This window comes from Psychrobacter sp. ANT_WB68, from assembly GCF_008369115.1.
Classification (GTDB): Bacteria; Pseudomonadota; Gammaproteobacteria; order Pseudomonadales; family Moraxellaceae; genus Psychrobacter.
Window position 1 is genome coordinate 919,270 of record NZ_VOAZ01000001.1, and the last position, 16,131, is coordinate 935,400.

At 42.5% G+C, this 16,131-nt stretch carries 13 protein-coding genes; 5 read left to right on the forward strand and 8 right to left on the reverse strand.

Annotation, left to right across the window (positions count from 1 at the left end; genetic code table 11):
• Positions 1–162: 162 nt before the first annotated feature.
• Both glmM and pdxH read left to right on the forward strand, forming a co-directional pair.
• Entirely contained in the window at positions 163–1,530 is a 1,368-nt protein-coding gene (glmM, locus tag FQ084_RS03835) for a phosphoglucosamine mutase (protein ID WP_149489283.1), read from the forward strand.
• Between the two features lie 69 nt (positions 1,531–1,599).
• Positions 1,600–2,259: a pyridoxamine 5'-phosphate oxidase gene (gene pdxH, locus FQ084_RS03840; RefSeq protein ID WP_188032900.1), complete on the forward strand. Its 660-nt coding sequence runs from the start codon at positions 1,600–1,602 to the stop codon at positions 2,257–2,259.
• Positions 2,260–2,348: 89 nt separating this feature from the next.
• On the opposite strand, the gene FQ084_RS03845 is transcribed toward pdxH, so the two are convergent.
• A complete protein-coding gene (locus FQ084_RS03845) occupies positions 2,349–3,686 on the reverse strand; it encodes an HlyD family secretion protein (RefSeq protein WP_149489285.1) in 1,338 nt (445 codons plus the stop codon).
• 99 nt (positions 3,687–3,785) lie between these two features.
• Positions 3,786–5,474, reverse strand: coding sequence for an MFS transporter (locus FQ084_RS03850; protein WP_149489286.1), 1,689 nt, complete (start codon positions 5,472–5,474; stop codon positions 3,786–3,788).
• 469 nt (positions 5,475–5,943) lie between these two features.
• On the opposite strand from FQ084_RS03850, the gene FQ084_RS03855 reads away from it, so the two are divergent.
• Positions 5,944–7,224: an alanine racemase gene (locus FQ084_RS03855; protein WP_149489287.1), complete on the forward strand. Its 1,281-nt coding sequence runs from the start codon at positions 5,944–5,946 to the stop codon at positions 7,222–7,224.
• A complete protein-coding gene (locus tag FQ084_RS03860) occupies positions 7,212–8,543 on the forward strand; it encodes a D-arabinono-1,4-lactone oxidase (protein WP_149489288.1) in 1,332 nt (443 codons plus the stop codon). Before FQ084_RS03855 ends, FQ084_RS03860 begins: the two co-directional genes overlap by 13 nt.
• An 89-nt stretch (positions 8,544–8,632) precedes the next feature.
• Here the strand turns inward: FQ084_RS03860 and FQ084_RS03865 are convergent, their stop codons facing one another.
• The 5 genes from FQ084_RS03865 to FQ084_RS03885 all read right to left on the reverse strand — a co-directional run bounded on the left by FQ084_RS03865 (position 8,633) and on the right by FQ084_RS03885 (position 13,496).
• The gene (locus FQ084_RS03865; RefSeq protein WP_149489289.1) at positions 8,633–9,268 is read right to left on the reverse strand and encodes a glutathione S-transferase family protein; all 636 of its coding nucleotides are present in this window, start codon (positions 9,266–9,268) and stop codon (positions 8,633–8,635) included.
• Between the two features lie 29 nt (positions 9,269–9,297).
• Positions 9,298–9,984 (reverse strand): type 1 glutamine amidotransferase domain-containing protein, encoded by a 687-nt coding sequence (locus tag FQ084_RS03870; protein WP_149489290.1) that lies wholly within the window; start codon positions 9,982–9,984, stop codon positions 9,298–9,300.
• A 230-nt stretch (positions 9,985–10,214) separates the two neighbouring features.
• Complete coding sequence (locus FQ084_RS03875; RefSeq protein WP_149489291.1) at positions 10,215–11,276, reverse strand: NADP-dependent oxidoreductase; 1,062 nt, start codon at positions 11,274–11,276, stop codon at positions 10,215–10,217.
• A gap of 154 nt (positions 11,277–11,430) precedes the next feature.
• Positions 11,431–12,648 (reverse strand): iron-containing alcohol dehydrogenase, encoded by a 1,218-nt coding sequence (locus FQ084_RS03880; RefSeq protein WP_149489292.1) that lies wholly within the window; start codon positions 12,646–12,648, stop codon positions 11,431–11,433.
• A gap of 245 nt (positions 12,649–12,893) precedes the next feature.
• Complete coding sequence (locus tag FQ084_RS03885; RefSeq protein WP_149489293.1) at positions 12,894–13,496, reverse strand: TetR/AcrR family transcriptional regulator; 603 nt, start codon at positions 13,494–13,496, stop codon at positions 12,894–12,896.
• Positions 13,497–13,843: 347 nt separating this feature from the next.
• Here FQ084_RS03885 and FQ084_RS03890 point away from each other — a divergent pair, with 347 nt between their 5' ends.
• Positions 13,844–15,334, forward strand: a complete 1,491-nt coding sequence (locus tag FQ084_RS03890; protein ID WP_149489294.1) for an aldehyde dehydrogenase family protein — start codon at positions 13,844–13,846, stop codon at positions 15,332–15,334.
• Between the two features lie 431 nt (positions 15,335–15,765).
• Here the strand turns inward: FQ084_RS03890 and FQ084_RS03895 are convergent, their stop codons facing one another.
• On the reverse strand, positions 15,766–15,996 hold the full coding sequence (locus FQ084_RS03895) for a hypothetical protein (protein WP_149489295.1): 231 nt from the start codon (positions 15,994–15,996) through the stop codon (positions 15,766–15,768).
• Between the last annotated feature and the right edge of the window lie 135 nt (positions 15,997–16,131).

Genomic DNA, 16,131 nt, shown 5'->3' on the forward strand with positions numbered 1-16,131 from the left:
TTCCGGCTTAGTAGTCTTGTCGAGAGCTCTAGATACAAACAGCCAACAATGCCTTGTTATTGTTGGCTGTTTTTTTTGTAAAATACAAGATTGGATTAAGCGTATCTACGGCTTAGCCTGTGCGCACGTTTGGTTTTTACTTTTTAACATTGAGGAATAGTAATGAGCTACTTTGGCACTGATGGTATTCGCGGAAAATTTGGTGAGTTACCCATTACCCCTGATTTTATTTTAAAGTTAGGCTATGTGACGGGGTTGGTGCTGATAGAAAATAACAATAATCCTACTCGTAAACCCAGTGTGGTCATCGGTAAAGATACGCGTCTATCAGGTTATGTGATTGAAGGGGCTCTGCAAGCGGGCTTTAATGCTGCAGGTGTCGATGTACACATGCTAGGACCGCTACCAACGCCTGCTATCGCGCATCTGACGCGTAGTTTTAACGCTGATGCAGGTGTGGTGATTTCTGCCTCACACAATCCATACTATGATAATGGCATCAAACTATTCTCAGGTGACGGCAAAAAACTGACCGATGAGATGCAAAATGCCATTAATGATAAATTAAAAGCTATTATGGCTTCCTCTGATAGTAATGATGTACTTATGCCTATTCTTGATCCGGCACAATTGGGTAAAAACAATCGTATCAATGATGCCAAAGGGCGCTATATTGAATTTTGCAAAGGTAGCTTCCCTTATCAATACGATTTAGATCATTTGACCGTCGTCGTCGACTGTGCCAATGGTGCAGGCTACAGTGTCGCCCCGCGTGTTATGCGTGAGCTTGGGGCCAATGTGATTGCGATTAATAATAAGCCTGACGGCATCAATATTAATGCACAGTGCGGCTCGACGCATCCTGAAAGCCTGCAAAAAGCCGTACTCGAATATGAAGCAGATGTCGGTATTGCTTTAGATGGTGATGGTGACCGTATCGTGATGGTCGATGAAGCGGGTGAGTTGGTCGATGGTGATGGCATTTTGTATGTGCTTGCTACCCAAGGTCAAATCAAAGCCAAAGGCGTCGTTGGTACCCTAATGAGCAACATGGGCTTAGAGTTGGCACTAAAAGATTCTGATATTGAGTTTACCCGTGCAAAAGTGGGCGACCGTTATGTAATGCAAGAGCTTGAAGCGAATGGTTGGATATTAGGCGGTGAGCCCTCTGGTCATATCTTATGCTTGGATAAAAGCCGTACCGGCGATGCCATCATTGCAGGCTTACAAGTGCTCGCGGTGATGCAAGCAAGCGGTAAAGCGCTTAGTGATTTAACCGAAGGTTTTGAGGTATTACCACAGAAGCTCGTCAATGTGCGCCTATCTCAAATGCAAGATCCGTTTGAGCATGAAGAATTGGTCGCTGCTTTTGATAAAGCCCGTGCCACTTTAGAGGGTCGTGGTCGCTTGCTTATCCGTCAATCAGGCACAGAGCCAATGATTCGAGTTATGGTGGAATCAGATGATGAGATAGAGTGTGATGTTATGGCAAATGATTTGGCGGACAAAATCAAAACGGTCTTGGGTTAAAAGCCTCGGGTTAATAGTATTCACGAGTATGGTTTGTATTTACGAATATAATGAGAAACAATCATGAGTATGGATTTTACCGATCAGCGCCTATCCTATGAGAAAGGCCAACTAGACCAACAGTCAGTCCCCGCATCCCCATTTGAGTTGTTAAAAGCTTGGATGAATGAGGCAATAGAAGAGCAAGTGCAAGAACCGTATGCGATGAGCTTAGCGACTTGTGGGGTAGATAATAAGCCTAGCGTGCGTATTGTTTTGATGCGCGAGATTACCAATAAAGGTATCGTTTTTTATACCAACTATGAAAGCGCGAAGGGCCAAGATATCGCTGAAAACCCCAATGCCGAAGCACTGTTTTTTTGGCATAAGCTTGAGCGTCAAATTCGTATCAGCGGCAGTATTGCCAAAATCGATGCCAATAAATCTGCGGCTTATTTTCAAAAACGTCCGCATGATAGTCAAGTGGGCGCGTGGGTTAGCCAGCCGCAAAGTGGCGAAGTTGCCAATCGCGCCGTGATGGAACAAACGTTTGCACAGCTACAAGCCGATTATCCAACAGACAGTCCAGTACCCACTCCTGATTTTTGGGGTGGTTATGAGATTACGATTGAGGAAATTGAGTTTTGGCAAGGTCGCGCTAATCGTATGCACGACCGTATTGTTTATACGCTAGATACCAGTAGCGAAGAAGGCACGGCAAACTGGACAACCAAACGCTTATTACCCTAAGAATTGTTCATTGATAACGCACGGTTTTACAGATAAAGCAAAAGCCCCTTTAAACCTAATCCTATAGGTATTTAGAGGGGCTTTTTAGTTCAATTTCTTGCTTTAGTATCGACATCCACTGAAACTGACATACCTGGACGTAACTGGGTAAGATTAGGTTGGTTTTGGTCTAAATCAATTCTGACAGGAATACGCTGTGCGATTTTGATATAGTTACCCGTCGCAGGGTTCGTAGCTCCCGCACTAAATTCGCTGCCCGTCGCTGGTGAGATATTACTGACACGACCACTGAACTTGGCGCCGCCAAGTGCATCGACATGAATGGTGGCTTGCTCGCCGATGCCCATATTGGCCACTTGCGTTTCTTTAAAGTTGGCAATTATCCATATACCTTTTGGTACGATATACATCAGCTGGGTACCGGCGCTCACGTATTGCCCCTCTTTGACACTGATTTGACTCAACTGCCCAGATTCCGGCGCTGTAATAATGGTGTTGTCTAAATTAATTTGTGCTTGCTTGGCGGCTGCTTCGGTATTTTTTATATTGGCATCTAAGGAAGATCGACTGCCACTGGTCTTTTCGCTTGCCTCACGGGCAACTTGTAAATTCGCTTCCGCTTGTTGAACGTTGGCCTGTGCCTTTGCAAGTTGTGCTTTTATATGGGCTACTTCTGCTTTTGATACTGCGCCAATGGCATCTAAGCCTTGATAGCGTTTCACATCTTCACGTGCACTGTCGACGCTAACTTTGGCGCTATATAGATCCGCTTCGCGTGCTTCTATTTGCGCTTGGCTGGTTCCTGTATCCTGTGCATTACTAGCGCGGTTGGCCACAGCAACTTCAATGTTTGCCTGCGCTTGCTCAAGCTGCTGTTGGAAATTACGATCATCTATTTTGATTAATAAATCGCCTTTTTTAACACTGGCAAAATCCTCAACCGCCACCTCAGTCACGTAACCAGATACTTGCGGACTGATAACGGTGGTTTGCCCTTTAACAAACGCATTATTGGTTTGCTGCACAGTCGGTGTAAAAGGCGGTAGCTTCCAAGCATACAAAATTAACGCCACGCCAATAACAATCAAGGCAATTAATATTCCTAAGTTTAAATAGGATTTCTTTTTTGGCGACCAACCATCGCTGCTAGGAATTGTCTCCTTTGGCGGCATAGGTGGCTCATCGTTATCGGTAAGGTTGTTATCATTAACAACACTATCGTTATCTGAGAGACTATTATTATCCGACTTAGTTATGCTAGCAGAGGTAGTCTCAGGTTTTGTTGTAGCTTTTTTATCACTTAGAGGGCTTGCAGCATCTATAGTATTAAGGTCGTCTGTTGTATCGATTGCACGGATATTTTTGTTTAGCGCGTCAGAGGGCGTCTGAGGGTTTTGGTTAAGCTCATCCGATTTTTCTTGGCTCATGCCGCACTCCTAAAGTTTGAATAGTCATTATAAGTTTTTTGCGTGAGTTAATATTTTAAGCACCATTCTTAAAGTGAGGAAATGCTCTAATTGGTTGGGCTATTTTGCTTCCCGCATTTTTGCAATCGCAGCCAACTCTTTAGCCAGCGGATTGCGTTTATGGTAGCGATAATAAAGGTAGTTAATCAATAAAATAACCGTCGTGATGGTTGCAATACTTGCCACGAGAAAAAATAAATCAGCATAGGCGGCGACAGTTGCTTGCCGCTGAATACCTTGCAGTACTTGTCCCATCGCAGCGACATTTGCTTGATTTGCATCCGTGATTTGAGTAGATAGTATATGACGTGCGCCTGCAACTTGTCCCATCAAGGCTGGATCACCTAAGTTAAGCGAGCTGACCATATCGGCATAGTGCATCTGTGTGCGAATAGTGGTAAACGCTTGAATTGCCGCCGCCCCCGCGAGGCCGCCAACAGTCTGTGAGATGCTAAAAATAACCGAAAAACTAATAATATAAGCGGGGCCGTTAGCGATAGCGCGAAACATCCCTTCAAAAACCATGGGACCCATAAAATAGACAGCGGCAAAGGCAATTATAAATTGGCTGACATAAAACATATAAGGCGCAGAGTTTAGAGAAACCCCCGTATCTAGCCATGCACCAACAGCAATCAGCGCGACGGCGAAGATGACCGGACGGCGTAAATCCATTGCATTGGTGCTAAAGATACTGATGACCAATGCCAAAACGCTGGCGGCCAGTATCACCACATAAAAGGTAATCAGCTGATCGTTACCGTAACCCAAATTGGCCAGTAATCCTGCTGCGCCGACATTTTGCTCAGACAATAAAATACGCATCACAGCGCCGGTTATGGTAAAAGCGATGATGTTGCGGCTACGCATCCAGCGCACTTGTAACATTGGGTTTCTACGGTGCGTTTCAATCCACAAGGCGATGCTAATAGTGACCATCGCGATGACAAGCGGATAGCTTAGCCAAGGCGTCGTCCACCACTGGATTCGACCTTGGACGAAAAATACCGCTAACGCTGCAAGCCCGCTGGCAAAAAAAGCAAAGCTTAAAAAATCAAGTTTTTCAAACACTTTTTCTGTATTACCGGGTGGCAGCTCTAAGATATTAATCAGTCCAAAACAAATCAGCGTTAAGCCCAATTCAAATAAAAATAGCGTTTCAAGCTGTCCGTCGACAGCGAGATAGGGCGAGATAATCCTTGAAAGAGGTATACCAAATTGTATTAAGCCAAAACCTAAAATTAGACCACTAATCCGTTTGGCGGTAGGCATGCCTTGCAGGCAATAAAAAATAGCCAATACGGTCATGGCACTAGCAACCATACCGCTTAAGCCGCGCGCGATAATTTCTAGATAATAAGGCTCAATTATAATAGCGCTCGTGTCCAATAGGTGGCTACTGACCAGCCACTGTAAGCTGGTAGCGGACAATAAAAAGAACAGGGTGATTTTACTAAAGAGAGACATGCCAAATTGCTGCCGAATTTTGTATAGCAGCACCGTAATACAAGCGTTGGTCATATTATAGGCGACCGATATCCAGCCGCCTTCGACTGGCGTCAAACCCATCTCACCTTGAATCTGTGTCAGGTTTGCTACCAGTAAGCCATTTTGAAAACTGGCGGTGATGCCAATAAAAATACCAATCAGCAAATAAAATACTTTGCGACGTGTAGGATGGTCAGGGGTAGCGGGGGAGCCCACCATAAAGGGTTGTTCGTGTGGTTTAAATTGGTATTCATTGCTCATTGCTTATCGCCACACAATAACAATAGAAAGATAAAGTGACATAGCATGACTCCTAAATGAGCAATAATTAAACCAACCGCCTTTAAGCAATAAGTGCCTAATTTAACAAATATAAAAAAACAAAAAACAGTCTTATGACTGTTTGTATTATTTTATCATGATTTTAATCCAAGGCTATTTAGCGAGTGTACTTTTTTAGTTTAAAAAGACGAAGGCTCACATGCTTACTTTCATACTCACAAATATAAACGGCTCACACTTATATTGCGCTATTTTTTGAGTACTTTTAACTTTAAAATAAGCAATCTAATTTACATAACAATTGTCGTTCTTTTATGCAAATGACGCTTGACTGTACTATGCACTCGGTTCAGACTAGGATGCTGATTTATGGCTGTTTATAGAGTCATAATGACAGACTAATAAAGGACACAGGGCTGTGTTTGATGGTCGTTACAAGGAAAGTAAAATGGATTTTTCCCACATTATTGCACCAAAAACTCCGAGTGCGTGGCTTGATATGGACGCGCTTGATTATAATATTCAACTGGTTAACCAAAAAACCCAAGCCGTTAAGTTGCGCTTGGCGACTAAGTCTATTCGTTCTCTCGATGTTCTCCGCTATATCAAAGACAAATCTCCTCACTTTATCGGTCTGATGTCTTATAGCGCTGACGAGTCATTGTATTTATTAGAAAATGGCTTCGATAATATTCTCTGTGCTTATCCAACCTTAGATACGACAAGCATTGCTGCAGCCTTGAAATACACCAAGCAGGGCGCGACCATGATTTGGATGGTTGATCGCTATGAACATGTCGATATGCTCAATGAAGTTGCTAAAGCTCATGATGTCATCATTGATATTTGCCTCGATATCAATATGTCGATGCCGCTACCAAAGCTATATTTTGGTACCAAGCGCTCCGCATTGATGAGCATCAAAGACGTTAAAAAACTACTGAAGCATATCAAAAAATGCGCACATATCAACGTCAGTGCGGCGATGGGTTATGAGGCACAAATTGCCGGTTTGCCAGAGCACTTACCGGGCAAGGCCTTATTGTCGCCTGCCATTCGCTTATTAAAAAGCCGTTCACAGAAACAAGTCAGCCAACGTCGCCGTTCAATAGTTGAATACCTTAAAAAACAAGGATATACACTCAAGCTCGTCAACGGTGGTGGCAGTGGAAGTATGGATTTCACCTCAAGCCAGCCTGAGATTAGCGAGATAACTGTGGGTTCCGCTTACTATAAACCGGCTTATTTTGATTATATGGATAGCATGAAGGAGTTTCAGCCAGCCGCTGGGTTTGTGCTGCCGGTCACACGTCAGCCTGAAAAAGGTGTCATTACTTGTCAAGGTGGTGGATTTATAGCCTCGGGTGCGACAGGCGCAGATAAAGCACCAGTGATACATTATCCCGAATATTTATCACTATTAAACGATGAAGGTTTTGGCGAAGTACAAACGCCTATGGCTATCTCTAAAACCAAAAAACATGAAAATAGCTCGATTCTTAAGCTCGGTGACGGAGTTTGGTGCCGTCATGCAAAGGCAGGCGAGCTGTGTGAACATTTTAATGAGCTTATTTGTTATCGACAGTCTACTCAATCCACATCAGATGGCTTTGCAAGCGACGATTTTGTAAGCGATGGAACGCTTGCAAAAAAAAGTAAAAAAACAAACAAAGAAGAAAAGCAGCAAACAATGATAACTTACCGAGGAGAGGGAAGATGTTTTCATTAAGACTGTGGCAAGGAAGCAATGAATGGCAAAATTGGGTCGGTTATGAACGTGCTACGCCTGAGCAAAAGCTCACGCCTTCATCGGTTGCAGAACTACAAGATATTGTTAAAAATGCACGGGCAAATAAAAAGCGCGTTAGAGTCACCGGCGCGGCGCATTCTTTTAGTGGTTGCGCTAAACCTGAAGAAATTGCCGTCAGCCTGCATAATATGCGCGGTCTTATCTCGGTTGATAAAGACGCTAAGCTTGCCACTTTATACGCAGGTACCTATTTATATGAAATCGGCAAGGCACTTAAAGAGTATGGTTTGGCGTTAGAAAACATGGGAGATGTACAGGCGCAGACCATTGCGGGTGCTGCTAGTACTGCGACCCATGGCACAGGCATAACTTTAGGCTCCATTGCCAATCAAGTGGTGACATGGGAGTGGGTCGATGGCAAAGGAGAAGTACATACTCATCATCGCGGCGATCCGAAAACTGACGAATTGGGTAATGCTTTGCATGCCAGCCTTGGTATGCTCGGTATTTTCACCAAATTAACCCTTAAGGTAGTCGACCTATACGGACTTAAAGAAGCCAATAAGGTACTAGGTTTTGAAGAAGGGTTAGCGCGTTTTCATGAGACGGCGCACAGCCATCGTCATCTAGAGTGGTTCTTATTTCCAGGCACCAATAAAATTCAGCAAAAGACACTATCAGTGATAATGCCCAAAGCCATGACGGGGACACAAAAGCTCAAAGATCATTTCGACAGTGCTGTCACCCTCAACGGCGCTTTTTATGTGCTGTGCGAGCTGGCACGTATGAAGCCTTCGTTGACCAAAAAAGTCAGTGAAATCTCCGCAAACTCTATTCCTAATACCAAACGTGAAGGCTATAGCTATGAGGTGTTTCCGACACCGCGCGGCGTCAAGTTTAATGAGTCTGAATATTTTATTAAATTATCTGATTTTGATGAGTGTATCTCGGAGGTCAATCATATTTTATTAAAAGACAATAAAGGTTCGCACTTTCCCATCGAAGTGCGCACACATAAAGGCGAGACCGGTATGCTCAGTCCCACACAGGGAGAGGATTGCGCGGTATTGTCATTTCATGTTTATAAAGGTATGGACTGTGAGCCCTTATTTAAATGGTTATATGAATATATGAAAAAATGGCAGGGTCGGCCGCACTGGGGTAAAGTGAATAAACTGAACCATATGGAGCTACAAAGCTTGTATCCCAAGCTCAATCGCTTTTTAGAGATTCGCCGTGAGTTTGATCCTGATAATGTCTTTATGAATATTTGGCTTGAGCAAAAGTTTTGTATTTAAAGCTCTAGTAGATGATTCAGATATAAATCAGGCATAAAAAAACAGCTCTTTAAGAGCTGTCTTTTATTAGAGAATAAAAACTATCTGGCTTATCGTTTAATGGAGTCGTCATAATTGGCTTCTAAACGCATAGCACGCTGATAGCTATCTATACTCGTCAGTTGTAGCGCATATTGTTTGATATGCATATAGTCATCTAACGCTCCACGACTAACAAGCATGATTAAGTCAAACGCTAGCATAAAGTCAGCACCGCTTAGTTTGTTGCCGATGATAAATGCCTTGTCTTTGACTTCATCATTTAAGTAGCTCAGCACTTTATGCTTTTCTTGCTTGATATAACCCGTCAAGAATTCACTATCAACAACGCCTGCTTTATTGGTAAACAGTTCAAGCAATAACGGCAACATGAGCGAGCTTTCAGCAAAGTGAATCCACTGCAAGTAATGACCATACTCTGCGCTATCAGTAGCAGGGCGCAAACGCTCAGGCGCAAAACGCTCAATCAGCATCTCAGTAATCGCCCCTGATTCTGTATAAAGCTCGCCATCCATTTCAATAACTGGAGATTTACCAAGTGGATGAATTGCTTTTAGACTGTCTGGTGCTAGATGCGTTTTGGTATCACGCTGATGGCTAATAAGCTCATAGGGTTGTCCCAACTCTTCTAATAGCCATAACGTACGGATTGAGCGTGACTGATTGAGATGATGTAAGCGAATCATGATGTGAGCCTTTTCGCGATATTTTTATATTAAGCTTGACGCTTTTGTAGTTTGGCAAGTAAACGTTTAGCCGCTTCTTCTGATGACGCTGGGTTTTGACCGGTAATCAATAGACCATCTTCAACGACATACGACTCCCAATCCGTGCCTTTTTCGTAATGACCGCCATGGTTTTTTAACGCATCTTCCAATAAGAAAGGTACCACGTCAGTAAGCTGAACGCCTTCTTCTTCAGTATTACTAAAACCGGTGACTTTTTTGCCTTTGATTAAATACTCACCGTCAATTTTGACGTTTTTAAGTACAGCAGGAGAGTGACAAACAAAGGCAATAGGCTTGTCTTGCTTAACAAAGGTTTCGATTAATTCAATAGAATTTTTATCAACTGCTAAGTCCCATAATGGACCGTGACCACCTGGATAAAAAACGGAGTCAAAATCTTCGGCTTTTACTTCAGCAAGCTTTTTGGTATTTGCAAGACGCTCTTGAGCTTCAGAGTCTTCTTTAAAGCGTTTGGTATCTTTTGTTTGCGCATCTGGCGTATCACTACTAGGATCTAGTGGAGGTTGACCACCAGCAGGAGAGGCTAGGGTAATGTTGACGCCAGCATCCAAGAAAGCATAATAAGGGGCGGCAAATTCTTCTAGCCAAAAACCGGTTTTTTTGCCTGTATCACCCAATTTGTCGTGTGAGGTTAGTACCATTAAAATATTCATAATTGTCCTTATTTATTATTTGTATTGATTGCTAAGTTTTAATACCAAGTTCAGGTGTATCGCAGCCAGCTTTGTTAAAGCTATGCAACGACCAGGATAAAGCGGTCTTTGCTAAAAACTGGCTGCTAACAGTATTGACGTTTTAGGCATTATTTTCAGTAGCTGTCTTAACGTATTATGTTGTTAAGTGGTTATCTGAAGGTAATTGAGTATTCGCTGCAGTCTATTGACTACTGAACATCTGCCACCTTAACAACCGTTTTACCAAAGTTTTTGCCCTCTAGCATGTCAAAGAAAGCTTGCGGTGCTTGTGCTAAGCCATCGACGATATGCTCTTTGGTTTTGACTTTACCTGACTCAACCCATTCACCCATCGTTTTTAAGAATTCTGGGAAATGATCGCCGTATTCTTCAAAGATAATGAAGCCTTTGATGGTTAGGCGTTGACTAAGGATAAGACCCATCAACATACCTAGGCGGTCTTTGCCATCAGGAAGATCAGTTGCGTTATATTGAGAAACCAAGCCACAAACTGGAATACGCGCATGGGCATTTAATAATGGCAATACGCCATCGAGTACCTTGCCACCGACGTTTTCATAATAGATATCGATACCATCTGGGCAAGCATTTTTAAGCTGCTCGGCAAAGTCGTCGGCTTTATGGTCAATACAGACATCAAAGCCCAACTCTTCGACTGCATAGGCACATTTTTCAGCACCGCCTGCGACACCGACAGTACGTAAGCCTAAATGATTACCCACTTGTCCAACCGTTGCGCCCACAGGACCAGTCGCCGCAGCTACTACTAAGGTTTCGCCTTTTTTTGGTTTGCCAATATCGGTCAAACCCATATAACCGGTAAAGCCTGGCATACCGAGGACACCAAGACCATAAGAAGGGTTGGACATGTTCTTATCAAGCTTTAGCACGCCTTCGCCATCACTGACGCTATAATCCTGCCAGCCTGAATTCGACACCACTAAATCACCGACGGCAAATTTATCGATATTAGATTCGACGACTTGTGCGACCGTCCCGCCTAGCATAACATCGCCGACTTCTAGCGGGTCAGCATAGCTTTTTGAAGCACTCATACGTCCGCGCATATAGGGGTCAAGTGACATATAAACTGTGCGCAGAAGCATTTGATTGTCATTAGGAGTTGGGATGTCGCTGGTGGTTAGCTCAAAATCATCGCTGGTTGGTGCGCCATTAGGACGGCTGGCCAGTCTGATTTGACGATTTTGTGTTTGGTTTTGTTGTGCATTAAAATTATTATCAAGGCTCATATTAAAGCTCCTTATTTTAGTTATTGGTTGTAGTTATTGGTTTTCTTAAAGTTTTAAAATTCTTGAAGTCAGTAGCCACACCAATATGGATGGCTACCGATTGTTATGACGATAAAAATTTATAACCATAAATTATTTTGAAAATTAATAGCGATTAAGCTTTACTGGTAACAGCGCGTTCTAAAATACGGCGTGATACGTCTAAATCATTTTTACCATGTTCGCCCAATTTCACCATTTTGTGTGCTTCAAGTTGCTTGATGATAGGGTCAATGGCTGACTTATCTAACTCAGCATCTTCTAAGCTAACTGGCAATCCAAGCTCACGGAAGAAGTTCTCAGTATGCACAATAGCAGTTTCGATGATGGTGTCATCGTCGAGATCTGTATCTGTAATGTTCCAAACGTTACGCGCATACTGAAGCAATTTGTCTTTCTTGCTGTCTTTAAGCTCACGCAGCACTGATGGCAATACAATCGTTAGCGTACGAGCATGGTCAATCGCATGTAACGAAGTCAGCTCATGACCAATCATATGTGTCGTCCAATCTTGTGGCACACCTGTACCAATCAGACCATTCAATGCCATGGTGGCCGTCCACATGATGTTTTTACGCGTTTCTAAATTTTCTGGATCGGCTTTGACCGCTTTACCTTCTTCGATAAGGATTTTTAATAAGCTCTCAGAAAAGGCATCTTGGACTTTCGCATTAACTGGATAGGTGAGGTACTGCTCCATGACGTGAACAAAGGCGTCAGCAACACCGTTCATCACTTGGCGCTCAGGTAAAGTTAGAGTCTTAGTAGGGTCTAGAATTGAAAATTTAGGGAAGGCAAGTGGGTTGCCAAATGGTAGTTTTGCGTGACGTTCGCTATAGTTAATCACGCCGCCAGAATTCATCTCAGAACCTGTCGCTGGAATGGTCAATACCGCGCCTAAATCAATCGCTGAATCGATATTTTTACAATAACTGGTCAATGCATCCCACGCTTTTTCACGAGATACTGTGCCATCTGTGCTGCCATCTTCAGTTAATGAAGAGATAAGGGCGACGAATTTACTGCCATCAATGACTGAACCGCCACCAACAGCTAATAAGAAGTCAATATTATGTTCATTGACCATATCAGCGGCTTTTAACAAGGTGGTGAATTCTGGATTGGCTTCAATACCGCCAAACTCAAATACTTCACGATTACCATTAGCTGATAGCGCATTTTTAACTTCATCTAAAGTGCCCGTACGCTGCGCTGAACCACCACCATAAGTGATTAACACGCGCGCATCTGTCGGCACTAGCTCTGATAACTGTTTAATTTGACCTTCGCCAAAGACGATACGTACGGGATTGTAATATTGAAAGTTATTCATAACGTTCCTAGTTTTTGAGGTGATTTTATTAAGGTGATCTCTAATATGAGTTTTTAAGGAGTGTCTAAAACTTTTTATATTAAATGTGAGTCATCGCATAATTGCTATCTGTGCGCATTGTACATTAATTAGACCGGTCGTCTAGTAGTTTTTTAAGTGATTTTACAAAACTATCGTATAACTAAAAATTGTCATTTACTGATTAGCTGTCTAAGCATTCACTAATCAAGGCTCTGAATAAAAGTTTAGCGCCCAAGCTGAGAGGTGGTCATCAGCCATACTTCTGCTAATGGCGTATCGGTTTGACTGATCTTAGCGACCAAACTGGCACCCAACCAAGCAAAGTACCAACGCTTAGCCATACTCTCGGCGGCGATATTATCAGGGTGAGGTATAGAGCCATCTGCCCAACCTGCTTTTATTTGCTCAGCAATCCAGTTGATAGTTTGCTGATAACCTGCGTATAAGGCTTTACGCATGGTTTCTGAGATATCAGCCACTTCGGCACTGAGCTTTACCACCAAACATTTTTCATGGTCGCAGCCGTTCTGCTGGGTGTCATACCAGTTTTGAAAATAGTTATAAATCTTTTGTTGCGCACTAATGTCCTCAGCCGCAATCGACTCTAAGCGCTTTTTATAATTAGCAAAATAATGCTCTATGATGGCTTCACCAAAGGCTTCTTTTGACGCAAAATAATGATAAAAAGAGCCTTTGGGCACACTCGCAGTATCGAGTATTTGCTTGATGCCGACAGCAGTGAAGCCTTTTTGTGCGATGAGCTGATAGCCTATTGCTAATAGGTGCGCTCTGGTATCTGATGGAGCAGTGGTTGTAATGGCTGACATGAAGAGGATGTTCTCCTTAGATCTGTATTTGGTTGTTTAATAGAATGATAATCAGTTAGATAGAAAGTGCTATTTTTAATAATAGTTTTAAACGTTACGTTTTTTCAACAATACGTAGTGATAAATGATTCTTGTTTTTATGATTACTATGTTAGCATTAGACCAGTCGTCTAGCAAGTAGCGTTTGTTAAGAAACCTTTTATCAACGTTTAATAGCAAATGTTTATTGCACAATAGACAAGCCGACTATTTATATAACCAAATTATATAATCAAATATTTTTAACTAAATAAATGTTTTTGATTAAACAGCTTTTAAAAACAACCATAAAATATATAAGGATAATTATGTCAACCGATACTAAGAAGACTCAGCAGAGCGCCTATAGCAATTTTCATTTGCAATATATCGCCGGTACTTGGCAAAAAGGTCAAGATGATAGCGTCAATACCGATACCAATCCTTTTAATGGCGAAACCTTGGTAGAGATTCAGCAAGCAACCGATAAACAGCTTGATGAAGCTTTTCAGACAGCAACCAACGCACAGGCAGAGTGGGCGAAGCAAACACCCGCCCAGCGTGCAGCGGTCTTATATAAAGTCGTCAATATCTTTGATGAGCGTCAAGAAGAAATCGTCGATTGGCTAATTAAAGAGTCGGGCAGTACGCGCATTAAGGCGATGGTAGAGTTCGGCAGTGCGCGTGCGATTACGCTTGAAGCTGCCAGTTTCCCTAACCGTGTGCATGGTGAAATTCGTCCTTCTAATACGCCGGGTAAAGAGAATTTTATTTATCGTGAACCGATGGGCGTGATTGCAGTGATTAGCCCATGGAACTTTCCCCTACATTTAACTCAGCGTTCTATCGCGCCTGCGTTAGCACTGGGTAATGCTGTGGTACTCAAGCCTGCCAGTGATACGCCGATTACCGGCGGTCTGCTATTAGCAAAAATATTTGAAGAGGCGGGTCTGCCGAAAGGCTTGCTGAGCGTGGTGGTTGGTGCGGGCAGCGAGATAGGCGATGCGATTGTCATCCACGATATTCCAAGCTTAGTGTCATTTACCGGCTCAACTGCAGTCGGTAAACGTATCGGCGAGCTTGCTAATGGTGGCGATTATATCAAGCAAGTGGCGCTTGAGCTTGGTGGTAATAGCCCATTTGTGGTGCTAAAAGATGCCGATGTTGAGCAAGCTGTGAAGGCGGCTGCCTTTGGTAAATTCCTCCACCAAGGTCAGATTTGTATTGCTATCAATCGCATCATTGTCGAAGATGAGATTTATGATGATTTCGTTGAGCGTTTCTTAGCGCATGTAAAAACCCTCAACGTGGGTGATCCTAGCAAGGCGGATACCGCGGTTGGTCCTATTATTAATAAAAAACAAGTCGAATCGCTGCAAGAAAAAATCGCCAAAGCGCAGGAAGAGGGCGCCAAAATGATATTAAGTGGTGAGATTAAAGGTCAAGTCGTGCCACCGCATATCTTTAGTGAAGTGACGCGTGAGATGGATTTGTCACGTAACGAAGTGTTTGGCCCCTTGGTTGGTATCATTCGTGCCAAAGATGAAGACGATGCGCTATCGATTGCCAATGACTCTATGTATGGTCTATCGAGTGCGGTCTTTACCCAAGATATGGCAAAAGGTTTGCGTTTTGCGCGTGGTATCAAAGCGGGCATGACTCATATCAATGACATCTCGGTCAATGATGAAAGTAATGCACCATTTGGTGGCGAGAAAAACTCTGGTATCGGACGCTTTAATGGTGAATGGATATTAGAAGAATTTACCACTTTGCATTGGATTTCGGTGCAGCATGAGCCACGTGAGTATCCTTTTTAAAATCAGCTATTCTAGGAACAGCCATTTTAAATAATTGGATTAAATTTTTAGTATAAAAAAAGACTGCCTTTGGGTGGTCTTTTTATTTGTATACGATAACGAAAGATATCTAGAGGCTATTTTTAAGGCTATTAAAAATCAAAGTCATATTAGATAACATGGCTTACTCTTAAAAGCGTTACTATTATTAATAATATCGCGCATATCGTTATTAAGAACCAGGTCGTTTTAGCCCAGTTTTGCATAATCCCATTACTCCGATATATTCGTTATTATGAATATATTATATAACAATATAAATAAGTCAAACTTTTTAGAGCGTAATGGAGATTTCAATGTGTTGTGGCCAGTTTTGGGAATAATAGATTATCGCTCTCAATATAAATGAAAAGACCGCTATATGGCGGCCTTTTAAAAAATTTCAAACGTAATTATTTAAGATGAAAGCCCAATAAACCCTGTATCTCTTCAATAGTCATATGCCTAACGAGCGCTTGTTCTTCAACCGTTAGGCGGTTGGTATGTTCCTTTATCATCGTATAAATGCTGCGAGAAATCTCAGACGTTGTGGCATAGTACATTTGTGGCTGTTCTTGGGTAAGCTTGATTAAAAATTTATTGATAATTTTATGCTTTTGAGTGGAAGCGTGTTCTTCAGTCATGGCATTCTCCTAGGTATAAACTATTTAAGCAGGCGCTTGAATGATAGTCAATCATGATACTTAGAATAATGATAAATATCACAGGCTGCTGTTTAACAAGGCATCTATAGTATTTTTAATTATAAAGTATTATAT

Bases quoted from the DNA above. Each gene is read 5' to 3' on its own strand.
- glmM (WP_149489283.1), top strand. From the start codon at position 163: ATGAGCTACTTTGGCACTGATGGTATTCGCGGAAAATTTGGTGAGTTA.
- pdxH (WP_188032900.1), top strand. From the start codon at position 1,600: ATGGATTTTACCGATCAGCGCCTATCCTATGAGAAAGGCCAACTAGAC.
- FQ084_RS03845 (WP_149489285.1), bottom strand. From the start codon at position 3,686: ATGAGCCAAGAAAAATCGGATGAGCTTAACCAAAACCCTCAGACGCCC.
- FQ084_RS03850 (WP_149489286.1), bottom strand. From the start codon at position 5,474: ATGAGCAATGAATACCAATTTAAACCACACGAACAACCCTTTATGGTG.
- FQ084_RS03855 (WP_149489287.1), top strand. From the start codon at position 5,944: ATGGATTTTTCCCACATTATTGCACCAAAAACTCCGAGTGCGTGGCTT.
- FQ084_RS03860 (WP_149489288.1), top strand. From the start codon at position 7,212: ATGTTTTCATTAAGACTGTGGCAAGGAAGCAATGAATGGCAAAATTGG.
- FQ084_RS03865 (WP_149489289.1), bottom strand. From the start codon at position 9,268: ATGATTCGCTTACATCATCTCAATCAGTCACGCTCAATCCGTACGTTA.
- FQ084_RS03870 (WP_149489290.1), bottom strand. From the start codon at position 9,984: ATGAATATTTTAATGGTACTAACCTCACACGACAAATTGGGTGATACA.
- FQ084_RS03875 (WP_149489291.1), bottom strand. From the start codon at position 11,276: ATGAGCCTTGATAATAATTTTAATGCACAACAAAACCAAACACAAAAT.
- FQ084_RS03880 (WP_149489292.1), bottom strand. From the start codon at position 12,648: ATGAATAACTTTCAATATTACAATCCCGTACGTATCGTCTTTGGCGAA.
- FQ084_RS03885 (WP_149489293.1), bottom strand. From the start codon at position 13,496: ATGTCAGCCATTACAACCACTGCTCCATCAGATACCAGAGCGCACCTA.
- FQ084_RS03890 (WP_149489294.1), top strand. From the start codon at position 13,844: ATGTCAACCGATACTAAGAAGACTCAGCAGAGCGCCTATAGCAATTTT.
- FQ084_RS03895 (WP_149489295.1), bottom strand. From the start codon at position 15,996: ATGACTGAAGAACACGCTTCCACTCAAAAGCATAAAATTATCAATAAA.